This is a genomic window from Collinsella sp. AF20-14LB (assembly GCF_003459505.1).
GTDB lineage: Bacteria > Actinomycetota > Coriobacteriia > Coriobacteriales > Coriobacteriaceae > Collinsella.
This window is the reverse complement of record NZ_QRWD01000028.1, coordinates 1-13722: the sequence shown is the minus strand read 5'-3', so window position 1 is coordinate 13722 and position 13722 is coordinate 1. Positions and strand designations below refer to the sequence as shown.

The window sequence follows — 13722 nt, the reverse complement described above, 5'->3', positions numbered from 1 at the left end:
AGGGCGGAGGCGGGGCATGCCCCGCCTCTTACACCACATCTCTGCACGCTACCGGCACGTTTCGGCCGGTATCAGGAAGTGTCAGGGACGGAGCGGCGGCAGTCCGTGGGCGCGAAAAGAAGTGTCGGGTTTGGCGCGCCCGCTTCTGCCCGTCCCGCGCGTGGGCGATACTCGGCTTATCGACCCGCGATGCAAAGGAGACGCTCATCCCACGAGCACTACCGGGAAGGGCTTGCGATTCGAGCCCTCGCCTTAGTATTTTGGCCATTTAGCACTATAATCACCATAGACATGCGCATAACGTTGCGCTTAATCAAGAGGAGAAAACGTATGGGTCTGTTTGACATGTTCAAGAAGAAGGCTGAGCCCGCGGCTGCTGCTGCTCCCGCCTCCATCTCTGCTTCTGCCGGCGCCGACGTGCTGTGCTCGCCCGTCAAGGGCAAGGTCATCAAGATGGCCGACGTGCCCGATCCCGTCTTTGGTGGCGAGGTTCTGGGCAAGGGCTGCGCCGTGTGGCCCGAGGACGATCTGGTCTACGCTCCCTGCGACGGCAAGGTGACCGTCACCATGGGTCACGCCGTGGGCCTGCAGTCCGATAGCGGCATCGAGGTTCTGGTGCACGTTGGCGTCGATACCGTCAACATGAACGGCGACGGCTTCGAGGGCTTCGTCAAGGCCGACGATGTCGTTAAGGCTGGCCAGCCCATGCTCAAGATCGACCGCGCCAAGATCGCCGCTGCCGGCTACAAGGACTGCGTCGTCGTGGCTGTGTCCAACACCGCCGAGTTCGCCGACGTCGAGCTCGCCGTCGAGGCTGACTCCGCTGTCTCCGCTGGCGATGCCATCGTCAAGGTCGTCCGCAAGTAGTCTGCGGCAACATAAGGGTGTTTTGGGGTGGTCGGGTTATCCGGCCGCCCTTTTTTATTGCAATGCGGCGGAACGTTTTATTGCGCGTTGGGCGGACCGGTAAACCGTTCGGACGTTAAATCGAGCCGACTGCGCCTTTGCTTTGCCGGAGGTGTTCGTTATCGGCTAGTATGGCCTTATTGTTACGACGCGCACCGCGTCGGGAAGCGCGGTGCCGCTTGTTGGGAGGAATGTCATGAAGAAGAAGCTGCTGCTTGCGCCCCTGATGGCTGTTCTGGTCGCGTGCGTGGTTGTGCTTTCCGGCTGCGGAGGTCCTTCGGTTGAGGAGCTCATCACCGAGGATCTTACGACGCAGTTTGACGAGGTCAAGAACGGCGGCGACGACTTCCTCGCCGGCCTGGAAGAGGCCTCGGGCGACGAGTTCGAGCAGCTGGGCATCGATCCCAAGGAGTACGCCAAGAGCTATCTCGAGGGTTTTGACTACAAGATCGGCGATGTGACGGTCGACGAGGACAAGGGCACCGCGACTGCCGATGTCACCATTACCTGCAAGTCCATGAACAAGATCGTTGAAGATTTCGCCACCCAGTATCAGGAGAAGATCGCGGCGCTCGATACGATGCCTTCCGAGGACGACCTGTACAAGATGGCCGGCCAGGTCATGGTCGACGTGACCAAGGCCGCTAAGACCAAGGACACCAAGGTTACCTTCAAGTACACCGCCAATGACGATGGCGAGTGGTCTGCTGACGATTCCGCAACCACCGAGATGATGAATGCAATGATGAACTAGGGGAGTTACGCGGTAGTTCGTTGCGGCGTTTTACCAAACGCCGCAACTGCTCGACGCTGCAAACGCCCCTAAGCGGCAATCTGACGTTCAATTTCAAGGGCGCGACCAGAAGGTCAGCGCCCTTTCATTTCACGTCACCTTGCTCGCTTAGGGGCGTTTTCGCTGTCCGTCCTCTACCTGCGACGTTGCCATTGTTTGACCAGTCGTTTAAGAACGTCCCCAACGACTACTTTCCGCGCAACGGCATTGCGGCGGCTGGGTTGGGCAGCGCTGGCGTTACTCGCCCAGGATCAGCGCCGCGAGCTCTTCCTGCGTGTCAACCACGTAGTCGGCACCGGCTGCTTCGAGCTCTGCGCGGCCTCGGAAGCCCCAGCTGACGCCCGCACTCTTAAGGCCGGCGTTGTGACCGGTCAGGATATCGACATTGGAATCGCCCACGTAGAGCGTGGTCGACGGATCGGCGCCTAGCTCTTGCATCACATGCAGCGTGACGGGCGCTTCGGGCTTGGGCGGAAACGCATCGATACGGCCCTGTACCAGCGCAAAGCGCTCGGAACCAAAATACTTCTCGATAAGCGGAGCGGCCGAGACATGGTCCTTGTTGGTGAGTACGGCAAGCTGCACGCCCGCGGCGCGCAGGCGGTCGAGCATCTCGATCGTGCCGGCGTACGGTGCAGTGTGGTCTTCCTTGTGCTCGCCGTAATAAGCCCTAAACTCGGCAAGCGTCTGCTCAAACATACGGCCGTCGCCCGCATACTCGGCGGGCATAAAGCGCTCGACCAGCTTGAGCATGCCGTTTCCCACCTTGTAGCGGTACTCGTCTACGGCAAACGTGGGCCAGCCGTGCATCTCGCAGGTATGGTTGCCGGCGGCCGCCAGGTCCTCGAGCGTGTTGAGAATGGTGCCGTCCAGGTCAAAGATCACATGGGAAAAAGCTGCTGCCATGGGTGCTCCTGCCGCTTGAGTTGTAAAACGCACCCCATGATACTGGGCATGCGTGCCGGGCATGTTTGGAATCTGAATATCTTTAATAGCCCTGAGCCTTTGTCGTTAGCAAATCCTCGGCAGCTGCTCTCCCACGAGCATGTCGAGGATACGGGTCGAGCCCCAGCCGGTGCGTACGCGCACGGCGGGACGGGCGCCCTCGGCAAGTGGCAGCACGCGGCCGATAATGGCAGCGTGCTCGCCGTAGCGGGCGGCGCGCATGGCGGCCAGTGCCGCATCTGCCTGTTCGGCCGGCACCACAGCGACCATCTTGCCCTCGTTTGCCACCTGCAACACATCGTAGCCGAGCATCTCGCAGGCTGCCTGCACGTCGGGGCGCACGGGCACGGCATCCTCGTCGACCTCCATGGCAACGCCGCTGGCCTGGGCAAACTCGTTGAGCGTGGACGCCAGGCCACCGCGCGTGGGGTCGCGGAAGCAGCGTGTGTCGGGTGCTGCGGCAAGCACATCGGCAATCAGGTGGTTGAGCGGCGCGGCATCGCTTTCGATGGTGCTCGAAAACGCCAGGCCCTCGCGTTGGCTCATGATGGCGATGCCGTGGTCGCCGAGTGTACCCGACACCAGGATGATATCGCCGGGCCGGCAGTTGGCGCCGCTGAGCGCCACGCCCGCGGGCACCTCGCCCACGCCGGCGGTATTGATGTAGACGCCGTCGGCCCCGCCGCGCTCGACCACCTTGGTGTCGCCCGTGATTATGGACACGCCCGCCTCGCGCGCCGTCTCGGCCATCGTCTGCACGATTTGACGCAGCTTGTCCATGGGATAGCCCTCTTCGAGGATAAAGCCGCACGATAGGTAGCGCACGTTGGCGCCCGAGGTCGCGACGTCGTTGACGGTTCCGCACACGGCGAGGCGGCCGATGTTGCCACCGGGGAAGAACTGCGGCGAGACTACAAAGCTGTCGGTCGACATGGCGATGCGCCCGCTCGCGGGCAGCGCGGCGACGCCGGCGTCGTTGCCTTCGAGCAGCTCGGGCGACCCAAAGGCATCCAAAAAGACCTCATCGATGATGCGTTTCATCATCTGGCCGCCAGAGCCGTGGCCCAGCAGGACGGTGCTATCGGTAACGCTATGGGACATATCGAAAACTCCAATCGTGGGTGGTGCCGGTGTGCGGGTGTGTCCGGGCTAGTCGCGGTAGCGGTAGTACGCCGCGCAGCTGCCCTCGGAGCTCACCATGCACGGGCCGACGGGGTGCTCGGGCGTGCAGGTGCGGCCAAAGAGCGGGCAGCTGCTCGGCGCAATGGCCCCGCGCAGCACGTCGCCGCAGCGGCACCCACGCGGCTCGACCGTCGTCTCAACGGGCACGTCAAAGCGAGTGCGGGCATCAAAGCGCGAGAACTCGGGGCGGATGGAAAGGCCCGAGTTGGCAATCGGCCCCAGCCCGCGCCACGTGGTGTCGCATGGCTCAAACACCTGCTCGACCAGCTGGCGCGCCACGGGGTTGCCGTCTGCGTTGACGCCACGGCGGTAGGCGTTGTCGATTGCGGGCTGCCCCTCAACAACCATCTGGACCAGCATGCAGATGCCCTGCAGAATATCGACCGGCTCAAATCCGGTGACTACGCCTGGGGTCTCGAACTCATCGACCAAAAAGTCAAAGGGGGCTAAGCCCGTGATGGTGGCGACGTGTCCCGGAAGGATAAAGCCGTCGATAGTGGTCTCGGGATCGTTGGCGATGGCGCGCAGCGCCGGCGGCGTGGTCTTGTGGGCGCAATAGACCGAGAAGTTCTGGAGTCCGCGTGCATCGGCCTCCAAGATGGCGGCGGCGATGGTGGGCGTCGTGGTCTCAAAGCCGACGCCCATAAAGATGACCGGGCGATCGGGGTTGTGTTCGGCGATATCGAGTGCATCGAGCGGGGAGTACACAATGCGAATATCGCGCCCCGCCGCCTTTTGCGCGGCGAGCGAGGTAGACGACCCGGGCACGCGCATCATGTCGCCAAAGGTGGTGATGATGGCGCCGTCCATCTTGGCGAGCGCGATTGCATGGTCGATATCGCGGTTGGCGGTAACACAGACGGGGCAACCCGGACCGCTCAGCAGTTTGAGCCCGGCAGGCATAATGGAGCGAAAGCCATAGCGACCGATGCTCACGGTGTGCGTGCCGCAGACTTCCATAAGGTTGATGGCGCGGTCGCCGACGAGTTCACGGATGTGCTCGATGAGCTCGCGAGCCAGCTTGGGATCGCGGAATGCCGAGAAGTCGATACCGGAGCGAGCCGGCTGTCCGGCCGCCACTAGTAAGCCTCCGCCGGGTTGGTGGCCAGCTGGTCTTCTTCGACCAGTTCGGTCATGGTGTTGACCAGGTCGAGCGTCTCCTGCGCCTCCTGCTCGTCGACAATCTGAATGCCAAAGCCGGCGTGCACGAGAATATAGTCGCCTACCTGTGCCGTCGGCACGAGGCGCAGCGAAACGGGGCGCTCGATGCCCATCATGTCGACGGTCGCCTTAAGGTCGTCGTCGCGTTTGACCACTTTACCGGGAACGGCAAGGCACATAATGTTCCCCTTTTATACGTTTTGCGCTGGATAGGCGCCTAATTACCCATCAGTTGATGGTAGCGCTCGCGGGAGTCACGAGCAAACGCGTTACACCTGTGAGACGGCGGCGCGCAGGCTGGCAAAACAGCCTATCGCGATGCCGTCTGCGCGAGGCGAGCGCGAGCGATGGCGGCCTGACCGTAGGCGATGCAGCCGTCGTTGACGGGCACGGCGTGGGAGACCAAGACGGCAAGACTGGCGTCTTTGAGTTCGTGGGTAAGGAGCCGAAGCAAAAGTCGGTTCATGAACACGCCGCCCGAGAGCGCGACGGTGTCGAGGTCTTCACGGACGCAGATCTCGCTTGCGATGCGGGCCGACGCGCGTGCGATGGCGACATGGAAGTCGAGCGCGAGCTTGCCGGCGGGCACGCCGGTCCTGATTCCCTCCAAAAGCGCCTCAAAAAGCGGTCTGGAGTTCAGAACATGGCAGTCGTCCGGACGGGATGATTCGGTTACGGAAAAGCTGGCCATATTGCCGGTGGGGCAGGCACTTTCACTGCTGAATGCGCGCCAGGCGGCGGCTTCGAGTTCTATGGCGGGTTCGCCCTCGTAGGTTGCCTTGTCGCAGATGCCCAGAATTGCTGCCGCGGCATCAAAGAGACGTCCCATGCTGCTGGTACGCGGGCTGTTGATGCCGCGCTCGATCATGGTGGCTGTCACGCTACGCGTTTGCTCGTCGAGGCTGTCCAAAAGCTGAGCGGCGCCTGGGTGCTCGAGTAGGCCGAGTTCGCTGAGCAGGGCAAAGGCGTTGCGTCGAGCGTCGCGTACGGAGGCCGCCCCGCCGGGGAGCGCCCAGGTGAGCAAATGCGCGGTGCGCTCAAAGCCGTCAAGGCTGGCAACAAGAAACTCGCCGCCCCAAATGGTCCCATCGGTGCCGGCGCCGGTGCCGTCGAAGGCGATGCCAAGGACACGCGTGTCGGTTGCAAGCTGGCCCGCGGCGATGGCCTCGGCCATTACGCTCGCGATATGCGCATGATGGTGCTGCACCTCGACGAGCGGCAGATTGCATTTTCGCGCCTGCTCGCGCGCCCACTGGCCCGATAGATAGCTGGGGTGTAAATCGCAGGCCAAGGCGGCGGGCGCCAAGTCAAAGAGATCTTCCAAGCGCGTGCGCGCGGCGTTCCAGGCATCGAAGGTCCCGCCGTTTTCAACATCGCCGATATGCTGCGACACAAAACAGGTTGCCTCGCCGTTCGTCCCTTCGCGCGTGAGCGCAATCGTGGCCTTTTGTTGTGGCCCGCAGGCGAGGATGCAGGGTACAGTGCCGTCGCATGCCGGCAGCGGTAACGGCTGCGGAGCGTATCCGCGGGCGCGGCGCACGGGCATAACGGCGCCGTCGACCACGCGCACTACAGAGTCGTCGTAGCGCGAGAGGATCGCGCGGTCGTTACCGAGCAACGAGTCGGCGATGCCGGCGGCAATGAGGTGTTTCCAGGCAAGGTCGTCGTCGGTCTCGATGGGTTCTTCGCTCAGGTTTCCGCTGGTCATGACGAGCGCGTGCATACCGCAGACTTCTACCGCGGCAAGCAGCAGATGCTGAAGCGGGGTGTAGGGGAGCATAACACCGAGCTCGGGAAGGTCATGCGCGACGGACGGCGCGAGCGCGAGGGCGTCGGGGGAATCTCCACTCTCGCAAACGGCACGTCGGCGCAGCAGCACAATGGGGCGAATGCTGCCGGTCAGCAAGCCGCGCTCAACGTCGCTGACATGGCACAGGCGTTCAACGTCGGCAAGGTCGCGCACCATAACGGCAAGCGGCTTGTTGCTGCGGCGTTTGCGGCGGCGAAGCTCGGCTACCGCCTGCTCGTTGGAGGCGTCGCATGCCAAGTGAAATCCGCCCAGCCCCTTGATGGCGACGATACCGCCACCGGCCAGCAACTCAACACAGCGGTCGATAATGGCGTCGCTGGCCTCGCGTGTGGTGCCGACGGCCGGTGTCGCGGACGAATTCCCGCACGCATTGCCGTTCACAGCCTCGCGCCACGTAATATGCGGCCCGCAATCAAAGCAGGCATCGGGCTGCGCGTGAAAACGCCGGTCGAGTGGGTCGGCATACTCCGCGGCGCACTTGGGACACATGGGAAAACAATCCATCGAGGTGGCCGCTCGATCGTAAGGCAGCGAGCGGATGATGGTAAAGCGCGGCCCGCAGTTAGTGCAGTTGATAAAGGGGTAGTGATAGCGTCGGTCGGCGGGATCGAACAACTCGCGCAGGCAATCGTCACAGGTAGCGATATCGGGCGAGACGAGCGTCGTGTGCGCGGTCTGGTCCTGCGATGCCACAATGCGAAAGCCCTGCTCACCGGCAGCGCTCCAACCGCCAGGCCCCAAATCCGCAATATCGACTCGCTCAACGCGGGCTGCCGCAGGCGCATGCTCAGAAAGCGCGGCAACAAAAGCATCGAGCGCATCGGCCGGAGCGTGCGCCTCGATATGCACGCCGTCGCCCGCGTTGAGCACCCATCCGCAAATGCCATGCGCCATGGCCTCGCGATACACAAACGGTCGCATGCCAACGCCCTGCACAATGCCCGTCACATGAATATGCACATGCCGCATGCGACACCCCTCATCAAAACCGACCAAAAAGGGACAGGTTTATTTTGGTCGGTAAAACTTCTAAACCTGCCACAACAAACCTGTCCCTTTTTGGCAGGTGCGCTACAGTCCCAGGCTCTGCTTGGTGGCGGCGCACGTGAGCTCGCCGTGCTTAACGCCGCGCAGGCCCAGCAGACGGTCGGCCAGCTCGTAGACGCGCTCGCCGCGACCCTTGAGCGCCAGAATCTCTAAGCAGTTGTGGTGATCCAGATGCACGTGCATGGTCGATACGATCTCGTCGGTGTAGTCGTGCTGCACTTCGTCCAGACGGCGCGTCAGGTCGCCGGTATGGTGGTCGTAGATCATGGTGAGCGACCCGATAACATGCTCATCGGGCGTGCGCATCTGCTCCTTGGCGATCGAGGCGCGAATCAGATCGCGTACGGCCTCGGATCGGTTAGCCACGTCACCACGGCGCGCGATCTGCTCGTCAAAGCGGCGCAGCAGGTCGTCGGGCGCGGTGACCGAAAAGCGGACCAGCTCGGAGCTGGAGCCGCTGCAGCGGCAGCTCGCATCGTCGTCCACACCGTGATCGTGCGCGTGCTCGTGCTCGGCCACGTTACACCAGTTTCACAGAGCCGACGGAGTTGTGATCTGCCTCGATGGCCTCCTCGTAGCCCTCGAGCGCATCGTGCGCCTCGTGCAGCGCAGACATGGCGGCCTCGAGCTTGGCGCCAATGCGCTCCATATCAAAGTTCTCGGTCGCATGCAGCAGCTGATGGCTCCACTCGTGAGCGAGCTCAATGGTGTCGTCGACCTGCTTGACGCTCATGGCAAGCTGGCTCATGTTCATTCCGACGTCATGCATAGGAATCTCCTTTTGTACGGGGCGATATGGTGGTTCAGATTCTACTACGCCCGCCTTGAGCGCCGCCGCATAAGAAAACGGGTGCGAGTCCGTCTGACCCGCACCCGTTCACTGGGGGCTGTTTGTAACTACCATACTATCCGTGGTCGCATGCCTTGCGTTTGGCACTCCGGTGAGCGGTGCGAAACCGCTCATGGACGGCAGACAAGTAACAAGCGTATTACAGATGTTTCTCCAGCAGTGCCTGAAGTCTTGCCTTGGGTAAGGCGCCAACCGAGCGGTCGACCTCCTCGCCGTTCTTAAAGACGATCAGCGTGGGGATGCTCATGACGCCAAACTTCATGGCCAGGTCCTGGTTGTCGTCGACGTTGCACTTGGCCACAGCCAACTTGCCGGCCAGCTCGTCGGCAACCTCGTCTACGATGGGCGAGAGCGAGCGGCAGGGGCCGCACCACGGGGCCCAAAAATCAACCAGTACGGGCAGGCTATCGTTGACGACAGCGCCGAAGTTCTCGGGGGTAATCTGCTTAATGTCAGCCATGGTGACCTCCATAATACGACGCGGCTCGGCCGCGTAAAACTCAGTACGACCGTGCTTATACCCAGCGGCCCGCAAAGCAACCACTCGCGGGCGGCTCTTTTATATAATGGTGGGCACGCAAACGATTGGAGAGCGCATGCCCACGTCACAAAGCCAGAAAAAAGAAGCCATCGCTCAGGCGACCGAGCAGGAGCTCGCGTCGCTTGCAGATCGCGGTGTGCGTATCGCGGGCAACGCGTGCTCGCCGATTGTGCTGGTCAAAGGCGATTTGGATGAAGCCGAGTGCTCGGGCGGCGAGCTGGCTGCCGGCGCGGATGGCGCCGCGTTGCGCAAGGCGCTCGGTGCCATCGGATATGCCCCCGAGGATTTTTGTGTGCTGGCAAGCGTCGCCGGCGCGGGCGACGGAGCGGTCGCGGCGGGCGAGGCCCTGACGTGCGACCTGTTCCGCGAGGCGCTGGAGACCTTGGACCCCGAGGCGGTGCTGCTGCTGGACAACAGTGCGGCCGATGTCATGCGCGAGACCTATGCCGATATGCTTGTGGCAATTGATGACTTTGACACCGCCATGCTCAAGCCCGGCCTGGTCGCCCATGTGCAGGGGCGCCGCGTGCTGGCGCTCGACGGTTTTGAGGCGGCGCTCACCGACAAGGCCGCCAAGCAGCGCATGTGGGCCTACATTAAGCAGCTGACCCCGGCGGCTGCACCGCTGTAGCGAGGTTGGCGGCAGCCCCTACATCACGGCGCGCAGCTCAAACCGGTCGCCGTTAATGCGGAACTGGCAGTTGCCGTTCATGCGCTCGACGGCAAGCATAATGCTCTTGGTGCCAAAGCCGTGCCCAGTGTGCTGAGCCACGGGCATGCCGTCGACCATGTGCGGCGCACGGCCAAACGTGTTGGAAACCAGCAATAGAAGCTGACCGTCTTCGTAGCGAAGGTCCAGGTCGACAAACCGCTTGCCTTCGGGGGCGGCGCTCGCCGCGGCGATGGCATTGTCCAGGGCGTTCGATACCACACTGAATAGATCGACATCGCCCACGTGGACGGTTTCGGGCACGGCGGCGTGCAGGTCGGCGGTGATGCCGTGCGCGTTGATGTCCGCGGAAAGCGACGAGAGCGCAATGTTGACCGTTTCGTTGGCGCAGTAGCGGCGCACGGCGGTGCGGTCGTTGGTCTCGCAGAGCGCGTCGATGCGCTCGAGTGCCTCATCGGTGTGACCCTCTTCGATCAGGGCCGCTAGACCGCGCAGGTAGTGGCGCATGTCGTATCACATTGAGACCAAGTCAAGAAGAATCGCTTCGGTCGAATCGCGTCTTTTGGGTGAGTTCTCAACGTCCGCTGCCGCTGGTTTCCACCGTATGCCGAAAACACCCGGACGATGCCGTGCAGATCGCTTCGCTCTGCTATAGTCTCCCAAATTCACGTTTTCTATTGGGATGGTGGTTAATATGGGCGACATACTCGAATCGTTCCTGCGCGTGGCGATGGTGGTGTTCATCGTCGGTCCGCTCACTGCATGGGTCGCCCGTCGCGGCGCGCGCGAGCGCAGTGAGGCGACGGACAGCCTCGATCGCTTCACGGTGCGCATGCCCGCTGCCATTCGCACGATCATCGCCTGCTGCGCCGTCGCGTTTGAACTGCTCATGCTGGGTGTCTACGTCTGGCAGGGCGTCTCGTTGGGCGAGTGGGACCACGAACTTGTGTGGTTCGGTCACGCCATGGCGCTCGCGGGCATGGCCATCTGGGCCCTGCTGAGCATCCCGCGCATCGACGTGGACGGTGAGCGAATTCTCTCGCGTAACGCCTTCGGCATCCGCAAGGAGACGACGTTTGGCAACATCACCCGTGCAACGCTTCACGCGCAGATGATGAGGATCGACCTGTTCGAGGGCGACCGGAAGTTCTGCTCGATAAGCCTCGAGGGGGTGTGCTCGCTCAACCTCCTCGCCCGTCTGGAGGAAGAGGGCATCGAGGTCTCGGACGCTGTTGACGGCCCGATGACCAAGGCGGGTCTGTGTTGGTCTGCCATCAAGCCGTTGACGATTGTTTTCAACGGTATGGCGCTCGTCTTCTCGCTCGTGATCGCCTTCATGGCTGTTTTCACCGACGCCGGTGCTCGTCTGCTCTTGCTCGTCCCGTTCCTCTTCCTGTTCATAGGGGGACTCCTGCCCCTGCTCATGCTCAGCATGCCCGCCCGCGGCATCCTCGAGATCGGCAGGCAGGAGCGCGAACTCGGCTTCTCCTTCGCCGAGGAGATTGCAAGTCGAGGTACCACGGGCACTTCGCTTGTCGACGATGATTGGTTCATCGAGATCAGCAATGCCCGCGTCGTGGCGTTCCGTCGCGATTACCTCAAGAAGGTCACGGCGCACGAGAACAGCGAGAGCGGCGACCGTTGCACGGTGACCACGAAAGGCGGTCGCAAAATCAAGGTGTATGCAGCGGGCAGCACGCTCGAGGACCTGCGCTCGTGGTTCAAACAGGGTGCCAAGGCCAGAAGCACGCTCGACCGTGCAGAGGACGCGCTCGAGACGACGTCTGATTGGGTTGTCTGACCTGTATCGTCTTTTCGGACACGCATGCTAGAGGCCCAATCCTTTAGAATGCATTCATCGACGACCGAGAGGACGGTATGCTATGTCCAACCCAGCCGCCAAGTACACCGACGAGTTCAGGCGCGAGACCGCCGACTACATCATCTCGACGGGCAGGCCGATAACGGAATGCTGCGCAGAACTGGGCCTGAATTCCAAGACCGTGAACAAGTGGGTGCAGAACCGCCGGCGCGAGCTTGCCGGCGGGCCCGACCCCAAGGCCGAGGACCGCGAGCTTCGCGAGGCGAAAAGGCGCATACGCGAGCTCGAGATGGAGAACGCCTTCTTGAAAAAAGCCGCGGCCTTCTTCGCCAAAAGCCAGGCGTAGCCGCATGATACCGGATGATGTTGGCGGAGAAGGCCGAATTCCCGGTGAAAATGATGGCCCGCGTGCTCGGCGTGAGCCGATCGGGCTTCTACTCGTGGCTCTCCAACGGCTGCCCGCGAGAAAACTGGTCGGCCGAGCGCGAGGCGGTCCGGCGCGTGTGGCTGGAGTCGGACCGCAGGTTCGGCTTCCGGTTCGTGAAATGCTTCCTGCCCGGCGAGTTCTCCGGATTGACCCTGTACAGGGTGCGCAAGCTGATGCACGAGCTGGGAATACGCGGCTGCACGCCCAACGCCAGGAAGCGCACCACCATCCCCGACCCGAAGGCCAGGCCCCGGCCCGACCTGGTGAGCCGCGACTTCACCAGTCCCGTTCCAACCTACAAGCTCGTGGGCGACATCACCTACCTGCGCACCGGCGAGGGATGGCTGTACCTGTCGACGGTCATCGACCTCAACACCCGCATGGTGGTGGGCTGGTCGCTCTCCGAGCGCATGACCGCCGACATCGTGGTTTCGGCGCTGGCGTCGGCCAAATCGCGCGGCTACGTGGCCGGCAACGCGATATTCCACGCCGACCGCGGCGCCCAGTACACCAGCAGGCTTCTGGCCGAATGGGCGCGCGACAACGACGTGCGGCTGTCCTGCAGCCGCACCGGCAACTGCCACGACAACGCGGTGGCCGAGTCGTTCCTCGCCACGCTGAAGAACGAGATGTACTACAGGCGCAGCTTCCCGACCAGGGATTCCGCCAAGCACGCGGTGGTCGAGTTCATCGAGGCGTACTACAACCGCCGAAGGCCCCGCTCGACGATCGGCTACAAGGTGCCGGCCGAGGCCATGGCGGCCTTCTTCGAGAGAACCGAGCCCAAGCCCGAGGCCATGCCTATGGCCGCTTGATTCCTCGAGCTTGCGTGTCCGAAATCTTGACACAGGTCAGAAGGCCTCGATGCCAGCGCTGCGCCGATATGGGGCAGCGGCCCCCCCGTTGGCCGCCATGGCCCTGACTTCCGAGCGTATGCTGGCGCCGCTCGTCTTAAGACGTCGACCTCCATCCGGAGCCTGCGGTTCTCGCGCTCGGGCTCCAGGATCCGGTTCTACTCGGGCGTGCGGTTGTCGGCGGCGCGCGGCGAGCCGGTCTCGTTTATCGACTTGACCCGCCTCTCCACGGTGCTCTTGTCGAGGTCGCACTCGTCCATGGCCTCGCGCCTGGGCTTTCCGGCGTTGTGGAGATCGACTATCTTCCTCTTGAACTCGTCGGTGAAATGCCTCGGTCTGGGGCCGGTCGAGGCCGAGCCCCCGGTCCGGCTGGGGTAGCATGTCGCTGCGGACCACTGTCTTTCCTCTCGTTGAATATCTAGGCGCTGACGATTCTAGGCGATGGCCCTCTCTTGCTTCTTACACCTCGATTGTGCTCGCTACCCCCAGCGGGTCCGGATCGAGCGATCCGGACCCGCTTTTGGGGTTTGCCGGAAACCCGGTGGTCAAAAAAGGCCAAATATGAGTACTGTTACCAGTTTAGTGGCAGCCAAATGGCCTCCAAAATCGGTGCCAGCGGCCAAAAGTGCATCGATTTTCGTCCTTCAGAGTCGTGATCGGGGGTGGCGCGCGCAGACGTGGTGTAAGAGCGTCCCGAGGTCCGTCGCTGCAAGT

Annotated in this window: 15 protein-coding genes; 6 read left to right on the top strand and 9 right to left on the bottom strand. The window is 62.7% G+C overall.

Features of this window, described 5'->3' with window-relative positions:
* Nucleotides 1-330 precede the first annotated feature (330 nt).
* Entirely contained in the window at nt 331-867 is a 537-nt protein-coding gene (locus DWX63_RS10695; RefSeq protein WP_117629667.1) for a PTS glucose transporter subunit IIA, read from the top strand.
* Between the two features lie 235 nt (nt 868-1102).
* The gene (locus DWX63_RS10690) at nt 1103-1660 is read left to right on the top strand and encodes a hypothetical protein (RefSeq protein ID WP_117800616.1); all 558 of its coding nucleotides are present in this window, start codon (nt 1103-1105) and stop codon (nt 1658-1660) included.
* 276 nt (nt 1661-1936) lie between these two features.
* On the opposite strand, the gene DWX63_RS10685 is transcribed toward DWX63_RS10690, so the two are convergent.
* The 8 genes from DWX63_RS10685 to trxA all read right to left on the bottom strand — a co-directional run bounded on the left by DWX63_RS10685 (nt 1937) and on the right by trxA (nt 9154).
* Nucleotides 1937-2605, bottom strand: coding sequence for an HAD family hydrolase (locus DWX63_RS10685; protein ID WP_117843691.1), 669 nt, complete (start codon nt 2603-2605; stop codon nt 1937-1939).
* Nucleotides 2606-2710: 105 nt separating this feature from the next.
* Nucleotides 2711-3745: a hydrogenase expression/formation protein HypE gene (hypE, locus tag DWX63_RS10680; RefSeq protein WP_117843690.1), complete on the bottom strand. Its 1035-nt coding sequence runs from the start codon at nt 3743-3745 to the stop codon at nt 2711-2713.
* Between the two features lie 48 nt (nt 3746-3793).
* Complete coding sequence (hypD, locus tag DWX63_RS10675) at nt 3794-4906, bottom strand: hydrogenase formation protein HypD (RefSeq protein WP_233502883.1); 1113 nt, start codon at nt 4904-4906, stop codon at nt 3794-3796.
* Nucleotides 4906-5166 carry a HypC/HybG/HupF family hydrogenase formation chaperone gene (locus tag DWX63_RS10670; protein ID WP_089573632.1) on the bottom strand — a complete coding sequence of 87 codons (261 nt, stop codon included), beginning with the start codon at nt 5164-5166 and terminating at the stop codon, nt 4906-4908. Before DWX63_RS10670 ends, hypD begins: the two co-directional genes overlap by 1 nt.
* Before the next feature lie 131 nt (nt 5167-5297).
* Nucleotides 5298-7766 carry a carbamoyltransferase HypF gene (hypF, locus tag DWX63_RS10665; RefSeq protein WP_117843689.1) on the bottom strand — a complete coding sequence of 823 codons (2469 nt, stop codon included), beginning with the start codon at nt 7764-7766 and terminating at the stop codon, nt 5298-5300.
* A 102-nt stretch (nt 7767-7868) separates the two neighbouring features.
* On the bottom strand, nt 7869-8363 hold the full coding sequence (gene nikR / locus DWX63_RS10660) for a nickel-responsive transcriptional regulator NikR (protein WP_233514543.1): 495 nt from the start codon (nt 8361-8363) through the stop codon (nt 7869-7871).
* Nucleotide 8364: 1 nt separating this feature from the next.
* Nucleotides 8365-8613, bottom strand: coding sequence for a hypothetical protein (locus DWX63_RS10655; protein ID WP_117564540.1), 249 nt, complete (start codon nt 8611-8613; stop codon nt 8365-8367).
* A gap of 220 nt (nt 8614-8833) precedes the next feature.
* Nucleotides 8834-9154, bottom strand: a complete 321-nt coding sequence (gene trxA, locus DWX63_RS10650; protein ID WP_117629728.1) for a thioredoxin — start codon at nt 9152-9154, stop codon at nt 8834-8836.
* A 136-nt stretch (nt 9155-9290) separates the two neighbouring features.
* Here trxA and DWX63_RS10645 point away from each other — a divergent pair, with 136 nt between their 5' ends.
* Nucleotides 9291-9866: a hypothetical protein gene (locus DWX63_RS10645; RefSeq protein WP_117564541.1), complete on the top strand. Its 576-nt coding sequence runs from the start codon at nt 9291-9293 to the stop codon at nt 9864-9866.
* Nucleotides 9867-9884: 18 nt separating this feature from the next.
* Here the strand turns inward: DWX63_RS10645 and DWX63_RS10640 are convergent, their stop codons facing one another.
* Entirely contained in the window at nt 9885-10412 is a 528-nt protein-coding gene (locus tag DWX63_RS10640) for a GHKL domain-containing protein (protein WP_117843688.1), read from the bottom strand.
* A 187-nt stretch (nt 10413-10599) separates the two neighbouring features.
* Between DWX63_RS10640 and DWX63_RS10635 the strand changes: the two genes are divergently transcribed.
* The 3 genes from DWX63_RS10635 to DWX63_RS10625 all read left to right on the top strand — a co-directional run bounded on the left by DWX63_RS10635 (nt 10600) and on the right by DWX63_RS10625 (nt 12969).
* On the top strand, nt 10600-11706 hold the full coding sequence (locus DWX63_RS10635) for a hypothetical protein (protein WP_233514542.1): 1107 nt from the start codon (nt 10600-10602) through the stop codon (nt 11704-11706).
* 82 nt (nt 11707-11788) lie between these two features.
* Nucleotides 11789-12073, top strand: a complete 285-nt coding sequence (locus tag DWX63_RS10630; protein ID WP_055250820.1) for a transposase — start codon at nt 11789-11791, stop codon at nt 12071-12073.
* A 14-nt stretch (nt 12074-12087) separates the two neighbouring features.
* Entirely contained in the window at nt 12088-12969 is an 882-nt protein-coding gene (locus tag DWX63_RS10625) for an IS3 family transposase (protein WP_117843686.1), read from the top strand.
* Nucleotides 12970-13722: the final 753 nt, after the last annotated feature.

Bases quoted from the DNA above. Each gene is read 5' to 3' on its own strand.
- DWX63_RS10695 (WP_117629667.1), top strand. From the start codon at position 331: ATGGGTCTGTTTGACATGTTCAAGAAGAAGGCTGAGCCCGCGGCTGCT.
- DWX63_RS10690 (WP_117800616.1), top strand. From the start codon at position 1,103: ATGAAGAAGAAGCTGCTGCTTGCGCCCCTGATGGCTGTTCTGGTCGCG.
- DWX63_RS10685 (WP_117843691.1), bottom strand. From the start codon at position 2,605: ATGGCAGCAGCTTTTTCCCATGTGATCTTTGACCTGGACGGCACCATT.
- hypE (WP_117843690.1), bottom strand. From the start codon at position 3,745: ATGTCCCATAGCGTTACCGATAGCACCGTCCTGCTGGGCCACGGCTCT.
- DWX63_RS10670 (WP_089573632.1), bottom strand. From the start codon at position 5,166: ATGTGCCTTGCCGTTCCCGGTAAAGTGGTCAAACGCGACGACGACCTT.
- hypF (WP_117843689.1), bottom strand. From the start codon at position 7,766: ATGCGGCATGTGCATATTCATGTGACGGGCATTGTGCAGGGCGTTGGC.
- DWX63_RS10655 (WP_117564540.1), bottom strand. From the start codon at position 8,613: ATGCATGACGTCGGAATGAACATGAGCCAGCTTGCCATGAGCGTCAAG.
- trxA (WP_117629728.1), bottom strand. From the start codon at position 9,154: ATGGCTGACATTAAGCAGATTACCCCCGAGAACTTCGGCGCTGTCGTC.
- DWX63_RS10645 (WP_117564541.1), top strand. From the start codon at position 9,291: ATGCCCACGTCACAAAGCCAGAAAAAAGAAGCCATCGCTCAGGCGACC.
- DWX63_RS10640 (WP_117843688.1), bottom strand. From the start codon at position 10,412: ATGCGCCACTACCTGCGCGGTCTAGCGGCCCTGATCGAAGAGGGTCAC.
- DWX63_RS10635 (WP_233514542.1), top strand. From the start codon at position 10,600: ATGGGCGACATACTCGAATCGTTCCTGCGCGTGGCGATGGTGGTGTTC.
- DWX63_RS10630 (WP_055250820.1), top strand. From the start codon at position 11,789: ATGTCCAACCCAGCCGCCAAGTACACCGACGAGTTCAGGCGCGAGACC.
- DWX63_RS10625 (WP_117843686.1), top strand. From the start codon at position 12,088: ATGATGTTGGCGGAGAAGGCCGAATTCCCGGTGAAAATGATGGCCCGC.